Consider the following 22,676-nt stretch of genomic DNA (forward strand, 5'->3'; position numbering starts at 1 on the left):
ATATAAAGAACAACCTTAACTTTAATCCTGATCATTTTTAAATATACTAAGTAATTTTTTTTCAAATATGTAATTCGAATAATATTTCTCATAAATTTCTAAAGCCTTTTCCTTTAGTTTTCTTTTCAAGGATTTATTAAACAAAATTTGTGGTGAAAGATCCGTATATAACAATCCTCCTCCTAATTTTATCTTCTCATAAGTAGGAGGTCTTTCATTTCCTATTATGGGAATTCCTAGCGATAAATAATCAATATCTTTATTAGCTTCTTGGTAGAAGAAGCTTTTATTTTTTCCAGTAATTAAGCTTAAGCCATATAAAAAATGTTTTTGAGAAAAGTCAAAAAGCAAGTTAAATAAGTTCTTTGTAGAGGTTCGCGGATAAAATCTTACATTCTGAGGCAAAGAATCTTTATTTAATTTATAACAATAATCTCCTATTACAAAAATCGGAAAGTTATTAAATTCCAGTGCTAGTTTGATAATTTGTTCTGCACCTTTTTCTAACGAGAATTGACCTATGTAAATAAAGGCAGGAGGAAGATTTGGATTGTTGTTGAATTCTTTCTTTTCAAAAGGAGAAGTATAGGGAATATAAGAAACTTCCTTTTTAATTTTTTTAAATCTTTTATATAAAAACCAGGAATTTACAATTGCTTTAGAAACATACCTCCTTACTATTAAATCTTCTATTTTAACCAGAAGTTGTTTTACAGGATAAGAAATAATGGAATTCTTGGTAATTTTGTAAGAATAATAATAAGGAAAAATATCTATTATTTCATATATAATTTTTTTCTTTGTAGCAGTTTTAATATCATTAATTAAAAAAAGTAAGGTTAACATGTCATATATAACAAAATAATCATACATAACAATAAATTTCTCCATTTCCCTCTTAAGGTAAAGATTTCTACTTAATATTCCCTTTCCTTTAGGAGGATGCAATATGTCTACCTTAAAGCCATTTTTTTCTAATATCTCCCTTTCCTTCAAAATACGAGGATGAGGTGGGTTCATATGATATGGTGTTATCACAAGAATAGAGAGTTTGTTATACATCACATTTGCTTCCCTTTTTAATTGGACTTATATACCTATAATTTATTAACCAAGGTAAAGAGGAAAAAGCGATTAAATTTTTTTCTAGAAAAGAAAGTTTTTCTTGCCATTCCTTATCTAAATTTAAGTTTACTTTTCCTGTTTTAAACCTAAAAGGATTTCCAGCAAGAGTGTGATTAGCATGTAGTATAATACAATTTTCTTTACATATAATTTTTCTAACAACTGAATCCGATCTTAAATTTAGGAACTTAAAGATATTAATTAACATTTTTCCTGGATTTGATACTAAATCTTCATATTTAAGCCTTAAATACCTAACATTTTCTTTGGTAACTAATTTGTTAGCTATATAATTTGTAACGTTCCAATGAACTGTAGTCTTGAGAGAAGGATACTGTGGCATATAATCATACTTATTAGGGGCTATAGGTTTGAGTTTCTTCTTTTTCCAAGAATAAGCTACTCCTCTCGGATCTCTTATTAGATGGATAAAATATAGTTCCAAATTATCATTTAAAGACAATATATGAGCAAGAACAGGATGCTTTGACGAATCTATTAAATACTTCTTTTGAGAAACTTCTAAAATAGACTTATAAAATTCTGTATATATTTTATTTATAATAGTTGCATTAGTTTTATACCTATTGAAGAAATAATTCCTTATTCGTACAGTATTCTTAAGGAGATAAACAAATTTTTCAAAGTTAATATTCATTTTTTTTAAAGTTTTATTAAAATGACTATCTATTTTTTTCCAAATTTCGCATTCATAAAATGGGACCCCACAGCTACATAGTTGATTCTTAAGAAAAGCTCTTTCCCATCCATGAAAAGATTCTCCAATAGCAAAGACATCTTCATGTTGTCCAAGCATTCTTTCCAGAAGGGTACTTCCACTTCTTCCACTACCAACTATGTAAATTATTTTAAGTTTATTACTTAACATTATACCTCACCTCTTAAAAGGAACATAAAGAATCCAATTACCTAAGATATTTTTAATTTTTATAGAAAAGATGAAATTCCAAAAAACGACACTTATCGAACTTGCAATAGCAGCTCCTATAATACTATACATAGGAATTAGCAAATAATTTAAAATTATATTCAATATAGCCCCAATTAATATTACATTCTGATGGAATTTTTGATATCCTGTCATTCGTAAAATATAACCAACGCTTCCAGTAACAGCATTTACAAACTGTCCAAGGGTTAGAATAATTAGAGCCGTTGTTCCTGCTTTAAAGTCTTCTCCAAATATCCTAAGAATTAGCTTAGGAAAGACTAAAAATATTGATAATATTGGAAAAGAAGTCCAAAATATCAACTTGGTTGACTGCTGAGCAACTTTTGCTAATCCCTTTACATCTCCTTTCCCCCAGAACTCTGCAAATTTCGGAGCTGCTATTGTATTGATTGCCATTAATGTAATACTCGTTATCATAGACACCCTTAAAACTACATTATATATCCCAACTTCTCTTTCCGTTTTAAATATCCCTAACATTATAGTATCTGTCCAACCCATTATCAAGGCCAAAGAACTTGAAAAAAGCATCGGGATTGAAACGGAAAGAATAGTGGCGTAAGATAATGTTTCGTTAATTGGTCGCTTTATTTGCTCTTTAGTGTATTGGCTAATCGATGGATATGAATTAGTTAATTGTTTCTTCCATAAGAAAAATGCCATTAACGAAATTACAAACTCTGATAAAATATATATAAAAATTGGTATTTGGTTTATCTGTCTAATTGTTAACTGCTTTACTAATAATGTTATACATGCGAGTAAACTTGAAGCTAATATAAATATTCCTGCTTGTTGAAGGAGCATATATTCTTTTATCTTCTTTAATCCTCTTAAAGACTCTGTATGTATAAAAAGTAAAACAAAAGGAACTATTCCTATTGAAGCTATTTTAAAGTAACGTTCAAGATGAGGTTTTTTAAATACAATTTCTGCTATGTATCCAGAGAAAAAGAAAACAGTTACAGATAAAATTAGAGAAAAAGGAAAAACAAGCTTTATAGCTTTTTTATATACGTCTTTTACCACTTCCCATTTCCCCTGTGAAGAATACTCAGCCACAAATCTTAAAAGTGCCGTATCCATTCCAAGCCTTCCAATCACAGAGGAGATTTGAAGAAGAGTAAAAGAAAGAGCAAAAGCTCCCATTGCCTCTGCACCGTATCCACGGGTAATTAAAAGTGTGAAAATGTAACCTGCAACTATTCCAACTATTCTCAAAATAAAGGCAATAGAGGAGCCTTTTAAAATTTCCTTAAAATGTTCATCACTATTTATTTTGTCCCTTAACAATCCTATCTTATTAAACATCTTAATTTTTATCTTCCTGTCGCCCATTTTATTAATATTTCTGCAACTTCAGGTCTTGAAAACTCTCTAGGTAGTTTCTTCCCTTCCTTCAGCATTGCTCTTACTTTTGTTCCACTTAAGTGAACGTGAAATTCCTTTGAATGGGGACAGGTTTTAGCCGTTGCCATACTTTCGCACTTCTTACAGTAAAAGGCATGTTCAAACTTTAAAGGCTGTATTTCTAATTCATCTACAAATTGCTCTACAAACTCTTGGGCTTCGTAAGTTCCGTAGTAATCTCCAACTCCTGCATGGTCCCTTCCAATTATCATATGGGTAGCACCGTAATTTTTCCTCATAAGCATGTGATGAACAGCCTCCCTCGGTCCTGCATAGTGCATTGACGCAGGTAGAACAGATAAGTGAACTTTATCCTTATTAAAGTAATTGTCTATCAGAACTTCATAACACTTCATTCTTACATCTGCAGGAATGTCATCGGGTTTAGTTTCTCCTACAAGAGGATGTATCATTACTCCATCCATAGGTTCCAATGCTGTTTTTATTATGTACTCATGGGCTCTGTGAATGGGATTTCTTGTTTGGAATGCAACTATTTTTTTCCATCTCTTCCTTTTTATGTTTTCTCTAACTTGAGCAGGGTCTAAGTAGTACTTTTCGTCTATTCCCTGTCTAAGAGGTCTATTTAAGAGCCTAACTATTTCGCCACCAATGAAATTATTTCCTGCTTGTTTTACAACTCTCACTCCAGGATGCTCAATATCTGTAGTCTTAAAAACATTTTTACAGTAATTTTCAAGGTCAAGGTTAAACTTATCTTCAATTACCATTATTGCTATTGGCCTATTATTTTTATCATAAAGAGCCACTTCATCACCAATTTTAAGCTCTTTAAAAATTTCTTCTGAAACGGGTAAAACTATAGGTATTGACCACAAAAGTCCGTTCTTTAGGTGAATGTTATTTATTACTTCCTCTGCATCCTCCTTTGTCATAAAGCCCGTTAAAGGGGAAAATCCTCCGTTCGCAATCATTTCGCAGTCGCTAACGTATCTGTTGGCAATTACTATTTTTCTTAATGTTTCAGCCTTTTCTAACAGTTCTCTTCTTTCTTCCTCTTTAGCCATTTTGTTTATTAGTTTTCCACCGTGTGGATTTAACATTATTCAGCCTCCAAGTACTTGTTTTCTTTTAAATAGTTAATGATTTTCGTAACACACTCTTCTAAACTCTCTTTGTGAGTTTCTACAACTATTTCTGGATTTTCAGGCTCCTCGTACGGGTCATCTATCCCTGTGAAATTTTTGATAATTCCTTTCCTTGCCTTTTTATAAAGTCCTTTTACGTCTCTTCTTTCACAGACTTCAAGAGGACATTTTACATAAACCTCAATAAACTCTCCTTCTTTTACTAAACTCCTTACGAACTGTCTATCCTGTCTATATGGAGAAATAAATGCTGTTAATGTCATGATTCCAGCATCTACAAATAGTTTTGCTACCTCTCCTATTCTTCTAATATTTTCCTTTCTATCCTCTGCAGAAAAACCTAAATCCTTATTCAGTCCAGTTCTAATGTTATCTCCATCTAAAACATAAGTGTGTACTCCCATTTCAAAGAGTTTCTCCTCTACCGCATGGGCAAGGGTCGATTTTCCACTACCAGACAGTCCCGTAAACCATAAAATGGCTGACTTGTGTCCCTTTTGCCTTTGTCTGTCCTCTTTTTTTATTCTTCCCTCGTGAGGAATAATAATTTTATTTTCTTCCATCTTTCCTCCTTAAAAGTATAAAAAGTAAAGGCCAATTATACACACCAGTCCATATACTATAGAGATAGGAATACCGATTTTGAGAAAATCACCAAATTTGTAATTACCTACACTGTAAACCATCAAATTCGTTTGATATCCTATAGGAGTAATAAAACTTGCAGAAGCTCCAAAGGCTACAGCAAGGATAAAAGGTTTTGGGTTAACAGATAATAGGCTTGCAGAAGAAACGGCAATCGGAAAGGTTATTGAAGCTGCTGCAACGTTTGTTACAAACTCTGTTAAAAGGTTTGTAATTACGTAAACTGCTGCTAAACTACCTATTATTCCGATTGGAGAAAATACTTCCTGAATACCTTTTGCAATAGTATCTGAAAAACCAGAATTTATAATACCTTTCCCAATTCCTACTGCCAATGCAGCAATTATTGCAAGGTTTAAATCAAGTCCCTTTTTTATTTCTGAATAGGTGGCTACTTTTGTAAGAATGAATAGGGTTATTATGAGTAACAATCCGGTAAATAACGGAATTATATTAAAAGCTGAAAAAAAAATAAGAATTAGGAAACTGAGAAATACAAAGTTCCCCTTTTTCCTATCAATATTGAAGATTTCCTTAACTTTAGAAATTACATAAAAATCGGTTGTATCCTCTGCTCTTTTCCAGAAATCTTTACCTGCTAACAAGAGAAGTAAATCTCCAGGTTTCAGAATTATTTCTCCAATTTTTCCCTTGAGTTTCTCACCATTCCTGTGGATTGCTAAAATAGCAGCATCGTATTTTGCTCTAAAATCGGTTTCTTTAATTTTTTTATTTATTAACGAAGAATTATTCGAAATTACAATCTCAACAATATTCATTCTCTCATCATTTATATTACAATAATTGGGAAGTGATATTCCTATATTTGACGATATTAAATCTGTAATTGCTTCTGTTTGACCAACAAATATTAAGATATCTCCACTTTCTATAATCTCTTCAGGAGAAACTGGAGATATAACTTTTCCTCTTTTAATAATCTCAGCTAAAAATAATCCTTTCAAATTTCTTAGTTTAGCCTCTTTAATGCTCTTACCAATCAACCTTGAATTATCTCTAACAATTGTTTCTACGATATACTCTTTTTTCCTCTCTAAAAAAGTTTTTATCGGGTCTTCTCTATCGGGGAGAAGCTTGTAACCAAAAAGGTATATGTATAAAAATCCCACAAGAGTTGCTGGAATACCTATATAGGCAAAGTCAAAGATACTTAGAGGGTTTAATCCTTTCTCTATTGCAAGTCCATTAACTACGAGGTTTGTCGAAGTTCCAATTAAAGTTATTGTTCCTCCTAAAATTGAAGCGTACGATAAAGGAATTAGAAGTTTTGATGGAGATATGCTCTTTTTTTTACTCCACTGATACACATACGGAAGGAGCATTGCAACTATAGGAGTATTATTAAAAAATGCAGATATTGTAGATGTAGATAAAAACATCCTTCCTAAAAAGGATTTGTAGGACAGATTTTCTCCAAGAATTTTGGAGAAGTAAAAATTTATTACTCCTGTTTTTTGTATGACATTACTCACTATTAGAAGAAGAAGAATGGAGGCAATAGAAGGATTTGAAAAGCCAGATAATGTTTCCTGGGGTGTTATGATATTGAATACATTCAATAAAGAAACTGCAATGAGAAAGGTTGCAGCAGGGTGAAACTTTTCTGAATATAACCCCCATAAGAGAAAGAATAACGTAAAGATTATAATCAGATGATTAAAACACATTTGGTCTCAAAGCTATAAAGTAAGGGTTTATTAAGTTAGGTTTATTGTATTCAAGTTCAGGCAGTTTGTTTAAGTCCTTTAAATCCTTAGTTTTAGAATATTTCACAATTCTTCCACCAGCAGCTTTTAGAACTGCATGAGCTGCCGCTGTGTCCCACTCCATAGTTGGTGCCAACCTGGGATAAATATCTGCTTTTCCTTCTGCCACAAGGCATATTTTAAGGGAAGAACCGATTGATACTGTTCTAATCTTGTCATAATAATTCTCAAGAAATCTTATAAAATCTTTGGTTTCTTCATTTAAGTGAGATTTACTTGATACTACTGCTAAATGGTCTTTTACTGGGTTATTTTTTAAATTCAGTTTAATGTTTTTTTCATTTTCTATCTTAAATGCTCCTGATTCTTTACTGCCATAATATATTATACTTTTAGCAGGAGCATAAACTATTCCTAAAATAGGCTGATCTTTGTAAATTAGTGCAATATTTACAGTAAATTCATCATTCCTCTTTATAAATTCTTTTGTTCCGTCTAAAGGATCAACCAACCAAAAGTATTTCCAGTTTTTTCTTTTCTTAAAAGAAATATTCTTTCCCTCCTCGCTTAGAATAGGATAATCTGAAAAACTTCTTAAACCTTCTTCAATTATTTTGTGAGCTCTTCTATCTGCGTCTGTTAGAGGAGATTTGTCCTCTTTGTATTTTATGTCCAGGTTTGAGTTGTATATATCTAAAATGGCATTTCCAGCAAATTTTATAATCGAAATTAGTTTCTCAAAAAGGTTGCTGTTCATATTAAATTTCTCTTAAAGTTTCTAAAATTTTGGAAATTTGAAATTCTCTTATTAAAGGTTCTATTGGTAAACTTAAAACGCTCTGTGAAGCTAATTCACTATTTTTTAAACTTTCAGAAATTTCCATACTGCTGTTTATAAATACTTTCATTTTATGCAATGGTATAGGATAGTAAACCATTGAGGATATGCCATTCTCCTTTAATTTTTTCTGTACATCATCTCTATTTCTATTTAATACTCTCACAGTATACTGGTGATAAACATGATGAGCTTTGGAATGTTCAAAGGGTATTTCAATCCAGTTTAAATCCTTTAATTTCTCACTGTAATTATTTGCTATTTTTCTTCGTCTTTTATTAAACTCATCTATATATTTAAACTTAGCAAGCAATATTGCAGCTTGAATTGTGTCAAGCCTTGCGTTATAGCCTATATAATCAACATTGTATTTGTCTTTACCTCCGTGTTTCCTAAGCATTAAAAGGAGTTCGTAAAGTTCATCATCATTGGTGGTTACCATCCCTCCATCGCCAAATCCACCTAAGTTCTTAGAAGGGAAAAAACTAAAACACCCCGTATCCCCAAAAGAGCCTGTCTGTTTACCGTCCCACCGAGCTCCAAAACTCTGAGCACAGTCTTCAACTACAAATAAATCGTTTTCTCTGGCAATTTTCATTATTTCGTCCATATTTGCAGGATGACCATACAAGTGAACAGGAATTATACCCTTTACTTTCCTTCCGTATTTTTTAACCGCTTTTTCTATCAATTCTGGATCTATAGTGTAAGTTTCTAAGTCAATATCAACAAAAAGAGGGGTAGCTCCAGCTCTTAAAATAGCTTCTCCTGTTGCAGTAAACGTGAATGGAGTGGTTATTATAAGGTCTTCCTTATCCCAGAATTCTTTACCGGTATTTTTTATGGCGAGAGCTCTCAAAGATAAAACAAGGGCATCTGTTCCAGAAGATACTCCAACTGCATACTTTGTCCCTATATATTGAGCCACTTTTGTCTCAAGCTCTTTAACTTCATCACCAAGAATATATTTTGCTTTAGACATGCACTTTAAAACGGCTTCATCAATTTTTTCCATCATAGACCTATATTCCATAGGTAAATCAAGCATAGGCACAGTACCTGAAAATGAAGAAGATTCGAACAATTCCTTCTTTTTTAGAGCCTCATCTGGAGTTAAAACTGGCAACCCCATTGATGGAAAATCTTTGTCGTTTGAGATTATAATTCCATCGTTAGCAATTCTCTTAAAGCTCAGCACTATTAAAGCATCTTCACCGTCTTCAAAATCTAACGCCTTTGAAGCATCCATACCTGAGGTTGTGACTATCTTGAATTTTGTTAGTAGCTCTTTTTTAAACTTTTTTTTATCAACTTTATACTTATTAAGAAAATAGTCCAACGTCGCTACCATAGAAGAGGTTATAAACAGTTCATTATAGGAATTTACTAACCTATCAACTAATTCCTTACTAATTTTATTCCTGTTAAGTACTGCATCTAAAATTACATTGATATCTACTAAAATTTTACTCACCGTATTTCTCCTCCAAATGTTTATACCACTCTTCCTTAAAGTTAACTTTAGAAAGTGGAAATTCTCCTACAGTTTCTCTTAGTTTCTCAACAAATGATTCCATATTTGTAGTGGGAATTACTTCTTTTACTATTATCCCTTCATCGCGGAATAATGATAAAATACGCAAAATTTTCTTTCCGATGTCTCTATCTTTAACTTCTATCACTATTTGCATAACTAATCACCTCCTGTCTAAGTAATATTTTTTACTTTTAACTCCCTTCTTTTCATTTACCTTTAAAAAATTATGTTGTTATCTTTGTTCATATTTACTTCTGAGCACATATTCCAATGCCTCCTCATCGGTCAAATTAGATATATTTTCCCTTCCTCCGTAAATTTCACTTAAATACTGCAAAAACTCGGTTAGCGGTTCCTTTTCAGTCTTATCCTTGATCTCAACTTCCATTTCTTGTTTGTTTTCTAAACCTTTTAACATCGGAATTAGAAATCCATTCTCTACTCTTTTAGCCTTAATTCTCCTACTTTTCCTCTATAACACTTTTCTATATCTTCTCTTCCAAAGGATAGAATAAATTCTTCTCAAAAATATAAACGCTTCCACAGTTGGGACAAGTAATCATTAATCCATTCCCACTTGTCTTTGCATTTCCCTTAATTTCTTCTTTATGAATTAGAACTACTCCACACTTGCAGACCCAGCCAACTCTTTTTGCTGGAACTCCAACGTAAAGGGCATAATCCTCAACGTCTGATGTAACTACTGCTCCTGCTCCTATCATAGCGTACTTACCAATTGTATTTCCACAAACTACAGTTGCATTCGCTCCTATCGTTGCACCAGTCTTTACTAAAGTCTTTTTGAATTCATGTTTTCTTTCTACAAAAGCTCTCGGAGTTAAAACGTTTGTAAAGACACAGGAAGGTCCACAAAAAACAAAATCTTCAAGTTCTACTCCTTTGTAAACTGATACGTTATTTTGAATCTTACATCCGTCACCTATCTTTACATCAGGGCCAATCATACAATTTTGACCAACTATGCAGTTTTTACCAATTTTGGTATTTGGCAATACATGGGAGAAATGCCAAATTTTTGTTCCCTCTCCTATTTCTACGGGAGAATCTATATAGGATGATTCATGAACAAAGTAATTTTTACCCTTCATACAACTTCTCCACTGCAAGAGGATGTGCTCTTTCATTAAAACCAACCGGTTTTATGTTCCTTATTCTATAAACCAACTCTATAGAAGGTCTTGCCTCCTCTATTCCAAAGCCATTGCCATCTAATATATTCTGGTAAACAACAGTGTGTAAATCTGTGAAGCCACCCGAAAATTCTATTTCTTCTCCATCAAAAGTTATAGACCTATAGGTTCTTTGACCTTTCTGTTTTATTTCTTCTGGAAGATCCTTACGGTCAACTGATAGAAACCACCTTACGTTTGCTCTTTCAAGTTCTATGTAACCTGTCATTTTTCTTAATGGTTCGGAGTAATGGACTTCCTGGTGTTGTACGTTCCCAAAAATCCAGATGAGCATGTCAAAAAAGTGAATTCCAATATTCGTGGCCACTCCTCCAGACTTATTCAAGTCACCTTTCCAGGATATGAAATACCATTTCCCTCGGGATGTAATGTACGTAAGGTCAATATTGTATTTTTTATCCCTTTTTGGGTATTCCTCTTCTACTCTTTTTTTTAGTTCTAATATTGAAGGGTGAACTCTAAGCTGCAAAATGTTGTAAACTCTTTTACCTGTTTCTTCCTCTATGTCGGATAAGGCGTCTAAATTCCAAGGATTCAAGACAAGGGGTTTTTCACATATTGCATCTGCACCGTTTCTAAGGGCAAATCTAATGTGAGCATCATGAAGGTAATTAGGCGAACATATAGACACATAATCTATTTTTGTTCCCCTTCTCCTCAGTTTATCAATGTGTCTATCAAACCTTTCAAATTCTGTGAAAAAATCGGCATCTGGAAAGAAATTGTCTAAAACTCCAACACTATCACATCTATCTAATGCTGCTACAAGCTTATTACCTGTGTCCTTTATTGCCTTCATATGTCTTGGTGCTATGTATCCAGCTACTCCAATAAGAGCGAAATTTTTCATTACAACCTCCAGTAAAGAAAGCCTTCTTTCTCTGCTTTTTCTCTATCATAAATTCCCTTTATATCTATTAAAATTGGCTTACCGTCATCCTTTGTAAGCTTTTTATAGTCTTTAAGAGTCAAATTGTCAATAAAAGTTTTATGTTTTACAGCTACTATTACTGCATCGTAGGGAGCATAACTTTCCATATTTTCTATTAACTCAATTCCATACTCTTTTTTAACTTCATCCGGATAAGCAAATGGGTCATAAATATAAACATCTACTCCAAAGTCTTTAAGCTCGTTATAAACATCAATAACCTTTGTGTTTCTGATATCCGATATGTTTTCTTTGAATGTTATTCCCAATATCAAAACTTTACTTCCTTTTACTGCCTTTCCTGCCTTAATTAATTCCTTTACCGTATTCTCTGCTACAAATTTTCCCATATAGTCGTTTATTCTTCTCCCTGCGAGAACAACTTCTGGATGGTATCCTATAGCTTGTGCCTTAAAGGTTAAATAGTAGGGGTCAACACCTATACAGTGTCCTCCTACAAGGCCAGGTTCAAATTTTAAGAAGTTCCACTTTGTCCCAGCTGCCTCCAAGACAGCCTTTGTGTCTATTCCCAATTTATTGAAAATCACAGAAAGTTCGTTCATAAGAGCAATGTTTAAATCCCTTTGCGTATTCTCTATAACTTTAGCAGCTTCGGCTGTTTTTATATTAGGAGCTTTATGAATACCTGCAGTTATTACGGAACCGTAGAGCTCCGCCAAAAATTCCATCGTTTCAGGAGTGTCACCTGCAACTACTTTTTGGATTTTATCTATTGTATGCTCTTTATCTCCAGGGTTTACTCTTTCAGGAGAATATCCTACGTTAAAGTTCTCTTTCCACTTTAAACCACTTTCCTTTTCAAGAATTGGAATACATTCCTCCTCTGTAAGTCCAGGGTAAACTGTTGATTCATATACTATGATTGAACCAGGTTTCATGTATTTCCCTACTGTTTTTGTAGCAGAAAGAATAGGCCTTAAATCAGGGATATTATGCTCATCAATAGGGGTTGGAACTGTAACAATTATTACTTTAGCTTCAGATATTTTCTCTGGATTATTTGTAAATTCTATTTGGCAGTTTTTGAGTTTTTCAGGTTCTACTTCCTTTGTTCTGTCATAGCTTTCTTTTAACTCTTTTACTCTTTGAGGGTTTATGTCAAACCCTATTACGTTATATTTTGTATCAAATAAAACTGCCAAAGGAAGTCCAACATAACCAAGACCTACTACCACAATTTTTTCTTTGTTGCCTTTTTTAAAACTTTTGATATTCATGTTATTCCTCCAGAAGATTAACAGTAATTCATTTTTTCTGTGTATTCATTAATTTTTTTGATAGTGTCAATTAATATCGGCACTTTTTCAAGAACTTCCTTAAATTCTTCGATTAAATTTTCTTGGATGTATTCATGAGCTAATTCGTTTCTTAAATCTTTCAATTCTATCAGCAGTTTGTAGTCATCTACGAAGCCTCTTTTTTCTGCTCTTATTACAACATCCGGTTTTCTACCTACATCTTCTAATTCCAGTAAATCCAAACTCCTTAAAACCCTGTTAATAAACATATCTATAGTTCTACCAAACCCATTTGATAGCGTTTCCAAAATTTCTAATTCACTTTCTGTTAACCCCTTTTTTGAAAAATCTATGTTCTGAGCTTTTCTATAAGACTTCAACAACCAATCCAGATTTTTATTTAGAAGTTTTAAATTTTCACAGAAAATTGCCTTTCTCTCCTCAAAAGTCATATCTTAACTCCATATTTATAAGCTACTTTTGTAAACTCTGTCTTTTCTGGATTATCAGTCACTATCAAATCTATCTTTCTATTGCCCAATGAAAGCTGTAAATCAACTCTTATTTTTCTCCTGATTCTGTAGTCTATATCTTTTGATATTATCAAGATATCAATATCCCCACCTTTTTTTGTTAAATCTGTCCTACTTCCAAATATTAGTATTTCAGCCTGTGGATCATACTTTGTTATTATATCCTTTATTGTCCTTATTTCTTCCTGAGATAGCCTGATTTTTTCCTTGTTTTCCATTATTTCCTTAATCTTTCAAGGACTTTTTTAAGCTGAATTATATACGTATTCAACTTAGAAAACAACTGTTCGGCAACTTCTTCTCTGTAGGTGTGGGAGGTTAAGTTTCTATCGTCTATCATTTTAAGGAACGTAATGGCTTCTCCTTCCGTTAGATAACCTAAGGAGAAGAATTCTCTTACGCAGGATTTGGGACTTCTGCATTCAATCCCCTCTTTTTCTCTTAAATAGGTTTTAATACATTTCCAAAATATCTCAACGGTAAATTCAAATCTTTGGATGGCACTATCCCTGAAAAAAGGATAGTCGCTTTCGTTTGAATTCCTTGCTCTTAAATAAGCTTCTTCTAATCTTTCTAACGCTTTTTCAAAGTCTTTTACTAATTTTTCTAAAGCCATCTCTTCCCTTCTTTTAGGGCAATTTTTAGGAGCTCCCCGTTTGACGAAAGGTCCACCAAGTCAACCTTGTATGGAAAGTTACTCTCCTCAAGAACTTCTCTTAAGAGAACCAATTTATCCGAAATATCGTGGTCTGCCAAGAAACCAATATCCACATCAGAAAATGGCGTATTGTCTTCTCTTGCCCTTGAACCGAACAGATAGATGTTCACCTGTTCATTTTTGAAAAATTCCTTTAGAAACCTCTTTAAATCTTCAATGGTCTCCAATCTTAAATTTTTAAGATTCTCCTTAATTTCAAATTTCACGGCTCTTTCCTAAAAGCTATAGAATTAGCTATTCCCTAAATTATTTATAGATAGCATTTTACAAAATGGAAGAAAGTAAATGGGGATACTGAAAACTTCCAAGGAAAAGTTGGGTTTAAGAGAGCTCCTGGCTCTCGGCATAGGAGGAATGATTGGAGGGGGTATATTCTCCGTTTTGGGAATCTCTGTAAGCTTTGCCGGAAACGGAGCTCCCTTCTCGTTTCTGATAGACCTTCTGATAGCCCTTGCTGCAGGATACCACTACGTTAAACTGGCACTTACGTTTAGGGACGATGGGGCAAGTTACACGTACCTAAGAAGGGCATTTCCGGAAAAGCCATGGATATCGGGATTGGAGGGGTGGACCGTTATTATCGGATATATAGGGACACTTTCCCTCTACTCATTCACATTTGGCGCTTACGGTGCAGACCTTTTGGGGTTTCCAGATTCAAACTTTCTAAGGGTGTTTCTCTCTGTATTTGTTCTCCTCTTCTTCTACTACATCAACGTTAGGGGAGTTGTTACGTCGGGAATAACTGAGGACATAATTGTTTACGGGAAAATACTGATTCTCAGCTTATTTGCTGCCATTGGACTTTCTCAGATAGAGTGGAGCAGATTCTATCCACCTTTCAATAAGGGTGTCCCTTCTGTCTTCTTAGGTGCAGCGGTTATATTTGTTGCTTACGAGGGATTTCAGCTTATTACAAATGCAGTTCTTGAAACAGAAAATCCAGATAAGAATATTCCAAGGGGAATTTACGGTTCGATAGTTATAACTGGAACAATTTACTTCTTACTATCTTTAATTGCAGTTGGCGTTCTGACCTACGACCAAATAGTTTCTGCGAAGGAGTACGCACTTGCCGTTGTAGCCCAGCCGATTTTGGGGGATTGGGGAAGACTCCTTATAGGATTTGCAGCACTACTTGCAACGAGCTCTGCGATTAACTCAACCCTCTTTGGGGCCTCAAGGATGGCAGCTGAGATGGCAGAGGAAGGCATGATGCCGGGATTTCTAGCAAAGAGAAACAAAAAGTTTATTCCAGTTAACTCCCTTGCTCTATTAACGGTCTCAGCTCTCCTCTTTACATCCCTTTCGGGACTTACAGTAATAGCTGAATTTTCGAGCGTAACGTTTCTCCTGGTATCAATAGGAGTTTCAATAGCAAACATTAAGTTAAGGGACTTAACAAAGGCAAACGTTAAAACGGCTCTAACTGGCCTTGTATTAATGGTAGTTACAACGTTAACAATTCTTGTTTATTTGGCACTGGAAAACAGGAAGGAGCTCCTCTCCATCCTCCTCATCTACTTAATAACGGCAGTTCTCTTCTTTGTCTACTACAGGACTAAGAAATCAGGAGTTCTCCGCTCTCCATAATTTTTAACTCTCTATCCTTGAATTTCAAAACGACTGTTGGTTTATCTATCAGTAAATCTATGTGGACGTTGGCCTTGACTCTTCCCCCAAAGGAGCTGTTGTCACCTATTGCAATATGGCACGTTCCAAGTATCTTTTCAGCCTCTAAGATGTTGTCAAATCTCTCTGCCCTTTCGTTCGTACCTATTCCAAATTCAGCTATGTTATCGGCGTTCTTCTCGTGGTAGAGGAGGTTGGTTAAGAAGTCTGAAAACTCCTCTTCACCTTCAACGTTTTTAACCTTTCCATCCTCAACTGTGAGCCTTACAGGTTCTCTGAGCTTCCTGTCTGGAGCATACTTTGTTACAAAAATCCCCTCTGCACTTCCCTCGACTGGTGCTATGAAGGCCTCTCCTGCAGGAAGGTTTCCAAAATCGCCGGGAGAACAGATTTTTCCGGTATCCGCAAGTCCCTCCCTTCCCTCAACGGAAAACCTGATATCCGTTCCTAATGGACAGGTTACGTGAACCTCTCTGGCATCTGTGAGGAGGGAGGCAATCTCCCTTGAAAGCCTTGAAACTCTGCTCCAGTTGGCCTGAAGGGATGTGTAGAACATAAAGGGCTCAAAGAGGGGCATACTTGCAAAGCGAATTGAGAGAAACTCCGTGCAGAGTTTCCTGTAGAGTGTATGGCTTATTGAAAACTGGTTTACAGCAACAACGGCCGTTGGGAGCTCCGACGGAGAGGTCGTTTCGAGTAAGAGCTCCTTTACTTCCAATTCGTCTCCCTCACTAATCTCCTTCTTTAGTATTTTTTCAAGGAGCTCCCTCTCCTTAATCTCTGAAACAAACTCCTCTCCGAACGTTGCCCTCCAGACCTCTTCAGGGGGTTCTATTCCGTGCCTTCCCGTCGGAGAGTAGGTTAGGTGGGAGATTTGGGGAACAAGGTTGGAGCCGAAGTAGAAGAGGAGCTCCCCTACTTTCTCCTTGTACTTATCTGTCAGTATTAAAACCTTATCCTCCCTCCTGACGCACAGGTTGTTCAAAAAGAGGTTTCTTATTCCCCTCTTCAGTTCCTCATCCCTCCAGTCAAACATTCCTTCCTCCCTTTTTAAAGTGGACTGTAAACGTTGTTCCTTTTCCCTCTTTACTCTCCACATCTATCTTCCAGTTGTGAAATTTAACTATCTCCCTGACGATTGAAAGACCAACTCCCTGGCCGGAGCTCTCCTCTCCCTTTACAAACCTATCAAAGATTTTAGGAAGTAGCTCTTTGCTGATTCCCCTTCCCGTGTCCAAAACCCTCAGGTAGTTTTCTGTAAGTTCAACTTCAACCCTACCTCTATTTGTAAAATTTATTGCATTGCTCAGGAGGTTTCTCACCATTTGACTGTAGAGAACCTTGTCGGCTGGTAAGCTGACGTCTACCAACTTGTAGATTAGCTTGATTCCTTTATTCTCTGCCTCTTTCCTCAGTTCGTTGATAACTTCCTCTGTTATAGGTCTAAGATTAATCCAGCTAAAGTTTAAGTGGGAGTACTTAAAGAGGTTCTCTATACCTCCAACGATTGAGTTAAGTTCCCTCAATTTTTCAAGAACCTCCTCCAAGATTTCTCTCTCCTCGCAGTTTCCGTAAAGAAGAAGGTACTCAAGATTTCCTACTGCGCTTGATAGGGGAGTCTTTATCTCGTGAGAAAGGGTTGAAACTACGCTTTTCTTAATGTTTTCAAACTCCTCGTTGAGTGAAACATCGCTCTTAAGAATAAGGATAAAGTCCCTGACCCTCTTAAACTTTAACAGGTAAGTTTTCTCCTCCTTAACTTTACAGGAACTCCTTCCCCCCTTTAAGACTTCCTCAAAAGAGGATATAACCTCCGGAAATGGAAAGATGTCCCAGAGTTTCTTGTAGTTACTTCCTAAGATGTATCCCTTTTCATCAACAACCGTTATCTCCTCAAACTCATTCTGAATCTCAGCCAGTAAACTTGTATCCAACTCCCCAGACCGTTTCAATTCTATCTCCGATTTTGTCCCTTAGGTGTTTAATGTGAACGTCAACAACCCTCTTAGAGACCGACTCTCCCTTCCAAACCTTCCTTAGGAGCTCCTCCTTTGAGACAGTCCTCCCTCTGTTTTCAAGTAAAATCTTAAGGAGTTCCCTCTCCCTGCTTGTCAACTTAACTTCCCTTCCATCCACTATGACACCAGAGTCTGTGATTCTAAGTGAGTTTTTCGGTACTTCAAAATTTAAAGCTTTTCCTCTTCTTAGGAGAGCTCTAACCCTTGCTACAAACTCCCTGATTCCAAACGGCTTTGTCAGATAGTCGTCGGCTCCACTCTCAAGGCCGTAAACTTTGTCATCCTCGGTAGATAGGGCAGTCAGGATTAAAATTGGGGTGTTAACTCCCCGTTCCCTCAAAAACGTGCAGGCTTCAAATCCGTTGACTCCCGGAAGCATTAAGTCTAAAACTATTAAGTCAAACTCCTCTCCGTAGTCAAAGAGTGAGCTAAATAAAGATTCGGCAGTTGAAAACTCCCTGACGGAGAATCCCTCCTTTAACAAAACCCTCTTAATTAGGCTGGAGATTGAGACATCGTCCTCAACAACTGCTATTTTCAAACTTACCTCTTACTGTGTTTTGGAATAAAATAATTCCAAAATTTAGGGATTCGTTAAAATGCTTTCTGACGAGTTTATTGTAGCCGTTGAGAGGACATTTTCACTGAAGGGGTTTGACCTTAACGTTGAGTTTCCTGACGTTGAAACGTGGGATGAGGCAATTTTCCTCACCAAAAGTTTAATCTCTGAAAAGAGTGTTAATTACGTCTCCTACCACCATACGTTTAAGGTTGAGTTTCTCCTTGAAAACGGAAATTTAATTTCACTTTCGTTTAAACCACAGATGGGAGATTTCTATGGACAGGGTTATTGATACGGCCTTAAGGGCATCGGAGAGGGCAAGTGAAGTCCTACTTGGCTACTTTGAAAAGTTAAGTTCCCTTGAAGTTGAGGAGAAGGCAAGGAACGACTTTGTTACAGAGGCTGACAAAAAATCAGAAATGATTATTATTAAGACTATACAGGAAGTTTTCCCTCAACACTCTATAGTTGCTGAGGAAACGGGAAGATACGAGGGAAACGACTGGAAGTGGTACATAGACCCCCTTGACGGGACAAAGAACTTTATCCACGGACTTCCTGTTTTTTGCATATCCATTGGAGTTGAGTTTAGAGGAGAGTTGGTTGCGGCCGTTGTTAGAGCTCCACTCCTTGACCAAACTTTTGTAGCCGAAAAGGGGGAAGGAGCCTACTGTAACGGAAAGAGGATGAAGGTAAGTGAGAGACCCTTTGAAAATGGATTGATTGCAACGGGATTTCCCTTCAGGGGAAAGGACCTACTCAACGACTATTTGAAGTGTTTTAAGGAGGTTTTTCTCAAGGTTTCCGGAATAAGGAGGTGTGGTTCTGCTGCCATCGACCTTGCATACACTGCAAAGGGAGTTTTTGACGGTTTTTGGGAAATGTCTCTCCATCCTTGGGACATAGCTGCCGGTGTTCTACTGATTGAGGAAGCAGGTGGAGTAGTTTCAGATTTTGAGGGGAAAAAGGGCTACCTAAAGACTGGAAACATTATAGGAGCTTCTCCAAAAACTTACGAGAAATTACTTGAGATAGTTCAAAGACACCAAAGGAGGTAAGAGAATGGCTTACGATGAGAAAAAGTGTGAGGGATGTGCCCACAAGGACAAGTGCTCAACAGCTCAGGACCCTATGGACGTTAAACTTACGTGCAATTTGTCTAAGATAAAACACAGAATAGGAGTTCTTAGCGGTAAAGGAGGTGTTGGAAAGACAACGGTAGCTACAAACCTTGCAGCGGAGCTTGCGAAGAAGGGTTACAAGGTAGGACTGTTGGATGCAGACATTCACGGACCCAACGTTGCAAAGATGTTGGGGGCAGAAGGACAGAGGCTCTTTGCAGACCCTAACAGTCAAACGATAAAGCCGTTTATTCCCCTTGGCATTCCAAACCTAAAAATTGTTTCAATGGCTTTTCTACTTGAAAATCCAGACCAGCCTGTTGTTTGGAGAGGACCACTAAAACACCAGGTAATAAAGCAGTTCTTAGCAGACATAGACTGGGGAGAACTTGACTTCCTCATCATTGACCTTCCTCCAGGAACAGGAGATGAAGCCTTGAGTATTGCCCAGCTGATTAAACCTATGGATGGATTTGTAATTGTAACCACACCTCAGGAAGTTTCCCTCCTTGATACGAGAAAGTCTATAAGCTTTGCAAAGATGGTTAACGTTCCAGTTTTGGGTATTATTGAAAACATGAGCGGTCTCATATGCCCTCACTGTGGTAAGGAGATAGACCTCTTTAAAAAGGGTGGTGGAGAGAAGGCAGCAGAGGAGTTGGGAATTCCGTTCTTGGGAAGAGTTCCGATAGAGCCGGCTGTTGTTGAGGCGGGAGACAGGGGAGTTCCCATTGTAATTTCAAACCCTGAAAGTGCCTCTGCGAAAGCCTTTGATTCCATTGTTGAAAAACTCCTTGAGGAAGTTGGAGAAAAGGTTGAAAACTAAGTTAGTTGCGGCGGGAGTCTTTCTCCTGTCGCTCCTACTTATCGGTTGGGGAATTTTTAGGGATGAACTCTGGGTTATCTGGAACAATGGAAAAATCCTCTGTCTAACGTGTATTGGGATTAAGTAGGAGCTCCAATGTTAAAAATTCCGTTCTTCAAAAACAGAAGGCTCTACCAAGTTTTAACAGGAATAACGGCAAACCTTCCGTTTTGGAACTTTTTAACTTCAAGGCTCTACACGGGGAAACTCAAATCAATTCCATTTCCGATAATGAACTGCTACGCATGTCCTGCATCCCTTTACTCCTGCCCCATAGGAACCCTTTCACACTTTTTCGTTATCTCAAAGATACCCCTCCTTACACTTGGAATCATCTCTGCCGTTTCTGCATCCTTTGGAAGGTGGATTTGTGGATGGGTCTGCCCATTTGGTCTGATTCAGGACTTACTGAACAAAATTCCATCGGTTAAGTTTGACCTTCCAAAGCCCTTTGTTTACCTAAAGTACCTGATGCTCATCTTTGGAGTAATTCTCCTTCCCTATTTTTTCAAGGAACACTACTTCTGCATGGTCTGTCCAACGGGAACAATTGAGGCAGGGATATACTGGGTTGCAGTGAGTTCTATGATTGCAAACATGGCCGGAGCCTTCTTTCTCTTTAAACTGGCCTTTGGAAGTATGTTCCTATACGGTTCAATCTTTATAAAGAGGCCCTTCTGCAGGTATGTTTGCCCGTTAGGAGCTCTCTTTTCCCTCTTTAACAAGCTCAGCATTGTTGATTTTAAGGTTGATAGGGAAAACTGTATAGAGTGCAACCTGTGTAAAAAGTCCTGTCCCGTTAACTATCCGATTTACGAGGACCCCAATTCACCTGCCTGTTTAAGGTGTTTAAACTGTGTTAGGGTCTGCCCCGTCGTTGAGGTCAACAATCCAATTGGTAATATCTTGAACAGAAAGAGGAAGGAGACTTCCGTTAGTTAGAAATCTCCTTGATTTTATCCGATAGCTCCTTTGCAAACTCCCTTAGTTTCTGATAGTCACTTTCCTTTGGAAGTCCTTTAATTAGAACAGGTTCAATCCATTCGGCCTTTACGTTTTTTAATGTCTCCTGAACGTGCTTGACCATAACTTTTCCGTTCCAGCCGTATGAACCGATGACGGAGATAAACTTGGTTTTTGGCCTTAGTCCGTTCATGAGGTAGGAAAAGTAGATGATTGATGGATGAGCTCCTGCAAGGACCGTTGGGGATGCAATGACGACCGCTGCAGCATCAACCAAGTCCATTGCAACGTTTCCGATGTCCGACTTTATCAGGTTGTAGGGCCTGACTATTATCCCGTTTTCTGAGAGTTCAGACGTTAAAAAGTCAACCATGTGGCGGGTGCTTTCGTGCATTGAGACGAAGGGAATTATTACCATAGGCTTAACTTCATCTGAAACCCACCTCTTGTAGGCTCCCGTCATAAACTCAACATCCTTTATTACAACGCCGTGGCTCGGGGCGATTATTTCAGGTTTTAATTCATCAATGAGTTTTAGGTGTTTCTTTATAAAATTCCTAAAGGGCATCATAATCTCTGCGTAGTACCTCTTTGTTTCCAAGTAGACCTTTGCCCTGTTTTCATCTGTTGTATCAAATAGCTCACTTGTCGCTATGTGGGAGCCTAAGAAGTCACACGTAAAAAGGACTCTATCCTCCTTTACCCATGTGAACATCGTTTCCGGCCAGTGAACCCAAGGAGCCAAGAAGAACTTTAGAGTCTTATCTCCCAGAGGGAGCTCCTCTCCTTCCTCTATTAACTGAAAGGCATCCTCTGGAAGGTCCAAGAGGTCTATCAGCATATCCCTACACTTTTTGTTCGTTACCACTTTGGCCTCTGGAAACTTCTCTAAAACATCCGGAATTGTTCCAGAGTGGTCCTGCTCTGCGTGGTTTGAGACTATGTAATCTATTTTTTTTATTTCTAACTCCTCTAAGTTTCTAAAGAGCTCTCCCTTTTTGTGAGGCTCAACTGTATCTATCAGGGCCGTCTTTTCACTTCCAAGGACAACGTAGGCGTTGTAGCTCGTTCCTTCAGGTAGTGTTACAAGCTCATCAAACAGAACCCTGTCCCAGTCTATTGCACCGACCCAGTAAATTCCATCCTTAATTTTCTTTGCCATTACTCCTCCACAGGTTCAAAGTCTTCTTTCGGAGCTCCACACCAAGGACATGCCCAGTCTTCTGGAAGCTCCTCGAAGGGAGTTCCCGGTGGTATTCCGTTATCGGAGTCTCCAATCTCGGGGTCGTAGATGTAACCACAAGGTATACAAATGTACTTTTTCATAATCAGTCCTTTATTCTGTCTTATTGAGAATAATTCTCAATACTCAACTTAGTTCCCCATCTTTTTTCTGTCAACGCTTGTTCTCGTTCAATACATGGTGGACACCCTGGAGTTTTTTAATATATTCCTCAAACTTCTCTACTGGAGTCTTATAACCAAGACCTTGATGAGGC

General features: G+C 36.8%; 28 protein-coding genes. 6 read left to right on the forward strand and 22 right to left on the reverse strand.

Features of this window, described 5'->3' with window-relative positions:
* Window positions 1–21 precede the first annotated feature (21 nt).
* From FN732_RS04670 to FN732_RS04750, 17 genes are all read right to left on the reverse strand, one after another.
* The gene (locus tag FN732_RS04670; RefSeq protein WP_185954247.1) at window positions 22–996 is read right to left on the reverse strand and encodes a glycosyltransferase family protein; all 975 of its coding nucleotides are present in this window, start codon (window positions 994–996) and stop codon (window positions 22–24) included.
* A 58-nt stretch (window positions 997–1,054) separates the two neighbouring features.
* The gene (locus FN732_RS04675) at window positions 1,055–2,014 is read right to left on the reverse strand and encodes a sulfotransferase family protein (RefSeq protein WP_142935272.1); all 960 of its coding nucleotides are present in this window, start codon (window positions 2,012–2,014) and stop codon (window positions 1,055–1,057) included.
* Window positions 2,015–2,020: 6 nt separating this feature from the next.
* Entirely contained in the window at window positions 2,021–3,436 is a 1,416-nt protein-coding gene (locus FN732_RS04680; RefSeq protein ID WP_142935274.1) for a flippase, read from the reverse strand.
* Complete coding sequence (gene sat, locus FN732_RS04685) at window positions 3,418–4,572, reverse strand: sulfate adenylyltransferase (RefSeq protein WP_142935277.1); 1,155 nt, start codon at window positions 4,570–4,572, stop codon at window positions 3,418–3,420. The genes FN732_RS04680 and sat overlap by 19 nt, the downstream gene beginning before the upstream one ends.
* Window positions 4,572–5,180 carry an adenylyl-sulfate kinase gene (gene cysC, locus FN732_RS04690; protein WP_142935279.1) on the reverse strand — a complete coding sequence of 203 codons (609 nt, stop codon included), beginning with the start codon at window positions 5,178–5,180 and terminating at the stop codon, window positions 4,572–4,574. Before cysC ends, sat begins: the two co-directional genes overlap by 1 nt.
* 9 nt (window positions 5,181–5,189) lie before the next feature.
* Entirely contained in the window at window positions 5,190–6,950 is a 1,761-nt protein-coding gene (locus tag FN732_RS04695) for an SLC13 family permease (RefSeq protein ID WP_142935281.1), read from the reverse strand.
* Entirely contained in the window at window positions 6,940–7,746 is an 807-nt protein-coding gene (cysQ, locus tag FN732_RS04700; RefSeq protein ID WP_142935284.1) for a 3'(2'),5'-bisphosphate nucleotidase CysQ, read from the reverse strand. Before cysQ ends, FN732_RS04695 begins: the two co-directional genes overlap by 11 nt.
* 1 nt (window position 7,747) lies before the next feature.
* On the reverse strand, window positions 7,748–9,301 hold the full coding sequence (locus tag FN732_RS04705; protein WP_221928600.1) for a DegT/DnrJ/EryC1/StrS aminotransferase family protein: 1,554 nt from the start codon (window positions 9,299–9,301) through the stop codon (window positions 7,748–7,750).
* Window positions 9,294–9,518 carry a hypothetical protein gene (locus FN732_RS04710; protein ID WP_142935286.1) on the reverse strand — a complete coding sequence of 75 codons (225 nt, stop codon included), beginning with the start codon at window positions 9,516–9,518 and terminating at the stop codon, window positions 9,294–9,296. Before FN732_RS04710 ends, FN732_RS04705 begins: the two co-directional genes overlap by 8 nt.
* Window positions 9,519–9,596: 78 nt before the next feature.
* Window positions 9,597–9,782: a hypothetical protein gene (locus FN732_RS04715; RefSeq protein WP_142935288.1), complete on the reverse strand. Its 186-nt coding sequence runs from the start codon at window positions 9,780–9,782 to the stop codon at window positions 9,597–9,599.
* 67 nt (window positions 9,783–9,849) lie between these two features.
* The gene (locus FN732_RS04720; RefSeq protein ID WP_142935290.1) at window positions 9,850–10,473 is read right to left on the reverse strand and encodes an acyltransferase; all 624 of its coding nucleotides are present in this window, start codon (window positions 10,471–10,473) and stop codon (window positions 9,850–9,852) included.
* Entirely contained in the window at window positions 10,463–11,425 is a 963-nt protein-coding gene (locus FN732_RS04725) for a Gfo/Idh/MocA family oxidoreductase (protein WP_142935292.1), read from the reverse strand. The genes FN732_RS04720 and FN732_RS04725 overlap by 11 nt, the downstream gene beginning before the upstream one ends.
* Window positions 11,425–12,744, reverse strand: coding sequence for a nucleotide sugar dehydrogenase (locus FN732_RS04730; protein ID WP_142935295.1), 1,320 nt, complete (start codon window positions 12,742–12,744; stop codon window positions 11,425–11,427). Before FN732_RS04730 ends, FN732_RS04725 begins: the two co-directional genes overlap by 1 nt.
* 17 nt (window positions 12,745–12,761) lie before the next feature.
* On the reverse strand, window positions 12,762–13,217 hold the full coding sequence (locus FN732_RS09640) for a hypothetical protein (protein ID WP_221928601.1): 456 nt from the start codon (window positions 13,215–13,217) through the stop codon (window positions 12,762–12,764).
* A complete protein-coding gene (locus FN732_RS04740) occupies window positions 13,214–13,516 on the reverse strand; it encodes a nucleotidyltransferase domain-containing protein (protein ID WP_142935297.1) in 303 nt (100 codons plus the stop codon). The genes FN732_RS09640 and FN732_RS04740 overlap by 4 nt, the downstream gene beginning before the upstream one ends.
* Entirely contained in the window at window positions 13,516–13,914 is a 399-nt protein-coding gene (locus tag FN732_RS04745; RefSeq protein WP_142935299.1) for an HI0074 family nucleotidyltransferase substrate-binding subunit, read from the reverse strand. The genes FN732_RS04740 and FN732_RS04745 overlap by 1 nt, the downstream gene beginning before the upstream one ends.
* Entirely contained in the window at window positions 13,905–14,183 is a 279-nt protein-coding gene (locus tag FN732_RS04750) for a nucleotidyltransferase family protein (protein WP_221928602.1), read from the reverse strand. Before FN732_RS04750 ends, FN732_RS04745 begins: the two co-directional genes overlap by 10 nt.
* A 118-nt stretch (window positions 14,184–14,301) precedes the next feature.
* Here FN732_RS04750 and FN732_RS04755 point away from each other — a divergent pair, with 118 nt between their 5' ends.
* Window positions 14,302–15,609, forward strand: a complete 1,308-nt coding sequence (locus FN732_RS04755; protein ID WP_142935301.1) for an APC family permease — start codon at window positions 14,302–14,304, stop codon at window positions 15,607–15,609.
* Here the strand turns inward: FN732_RS04755 and FN732_RS04760 are convergent.
* From FN732_RS04760 to FN732_RS04770, 3 genes are read right to left on the reverse strand one after another with little or no spacing between them, the layout of a single operon-like run.
* Window positions 15,578–16,684 carry an aminopeptidase gene (locus tag FN732_RS04760; RefSeq protein ID WP_185954249.1) on the reverse strand — a complete coding sequence of 369 codons (1,107 nt, stop codon included), beginning with the start codon at window positions 16,682–16,684 and terminating at the stop codon, window positions 15,578–15,580. The two genes, FN732_RS04755 and FN732_RS04760, sit on opposite strands and share 32 nt — an antisense overlap.
* Complete coding sequence (locus FN732_RS04765) at window positions 16,677–17,600, reverse strand: sensor histidine kinase (protein ID WP_142935306.1); 924 nt, start codon at window positions 17,598–17,600, stop codon at window positions 16,677–16,679. Before FN732_RS04765 ends, FN732_RS04760 begins: the two co-directional genes overlap by 8 nt.
* Window positions 17,560–18,207: a response regulator transcription factor gene (locus FN732_RS04770; protein ID WP_142935308.1), complete on the reverse strand. Its 648-nt coding sequence runs from the start codon at window positions 18,205–18,207 to the stop codon at window positions 17,560–17,562. Before FN732_RS04770 ends, FN732_RS04765 begins: the two co-directional genes overlap by 41 nt.
* Window positions 18,208–18,265: 58 nt before the next feature.
* Between FN732_RS04770 and FN732_RS04775 the strand changes: the two genes are divergently transcribed.
* From FN732_RS04775 to FN732_RS04790, 5 genes are read left to right on the forward strand one after another with little or no spacing between them, the layout of a single operon-like run.
* Entirely contained in the window at window positions 18,266–18,520 is a 255-nt protein-coding gene (locus FN732_RS04775) for a hypothetical protein (RefSeq protein ID WP_142935310.1), read from the forward strand.
* Window positions 18,504–19,286 (forward strand): inositol monophosphatase family protein, encoded by a 783-nt coding sequence (locus FN732_RS04780; RefSeq protein ID WP_142935312.1) that lies wholly within the window; start codon window positions 18,504–18,506, stop codon window positions 19,284–19,286. Before FN732_RS04775 ends, FN732_RS04780 begins: the two co-directional genes overlap by 17 nt.
* A gap of 4 nt (window positions 19,287–19,290) precedes the next feature.
* The gene (locus FN732_RS04785) at window positions 19,291–20,175 is read left to right on the forward strand and encodes an Mrp/NBP35 family ATP-binding protein (protein WP_142935314.1); all 885 of its coding nucleotides are present in this window, start codon (window positions 19,291–19,293) and stop codon (window positions 20,173–20,175) included.
* Window positions 20,165–20,302, forward strand: coding sequence for a hypothetical protein (locus tag FN732_RS09565; protein WP_185954250.1), 138 nt, complete (start codon window positions 20,165–20,167; stop codon window positions 20,300–20,302). Before FN732_RS04785 ends, FN732_RS09565 begins: the two co-directional genes overlap by 11 nt.
* Window positions 20,303–20,310: 8 nt before the next feature.
* Window positions 20,311–21,156: a 4Fe-4S binding protein gene (locus tag FN732_RS04790; protein WP_142935316.1), complete on the forward strand. Its 846-nt coding sequence runs from the start codon at window positions 20,311–20,313 to the stop codon at window positions 21,154–21,156.
* On the opposite strand, the gene FN732_RS04795 is transcribed toward FN732_RS04790, so the two are convergent.
* Together FN732_RS04795 and rd are read right to left on the reverse strand one after the other, a co-directional pair.
* Window positions 21,149–22,339, reverse strand: a complete 1,191-nt coding sequence (locus tag FN732_RS04795) for an FprA family A-type flavoprotein (RefSeq protein WP_142935318.1) — start codon at window positions 22,337–22,339, stop codon at window positions 21,149–21,151. The two genes, FN732_RS04790 and FN732_RS04795, sit on opposite strands and share 8 nt — an antisense overlap.
* The gene (rd, locus tag FN732_RS04800) at window positions 22,339–22,503 is read right to left on the reverse strand and encodes a rubredoxin (protein ID WP_142935320.1); all 165 of its coding nucleotides are present in this window, start codon (window positions 22,501–22,503) and stop codon (window positions 22,339–22,341) included. Before rd ends, FN732_RS04795 begins: the two co-directional genes overlap by 1 nt.
* Window positions 22,504–22,676 lie beyond the last annotated feature (173 nt).

The organism is Balnearium lithotrophicum, assembly GCF_900182585.1.
Taxonomy (GTDB): domain Bacteria; phylum Aquificota; class Aquificia; order Desulfurobacteriales; family Desulfurobacteriaceae; genus Balnearium; species Balnearium lithotrophicum.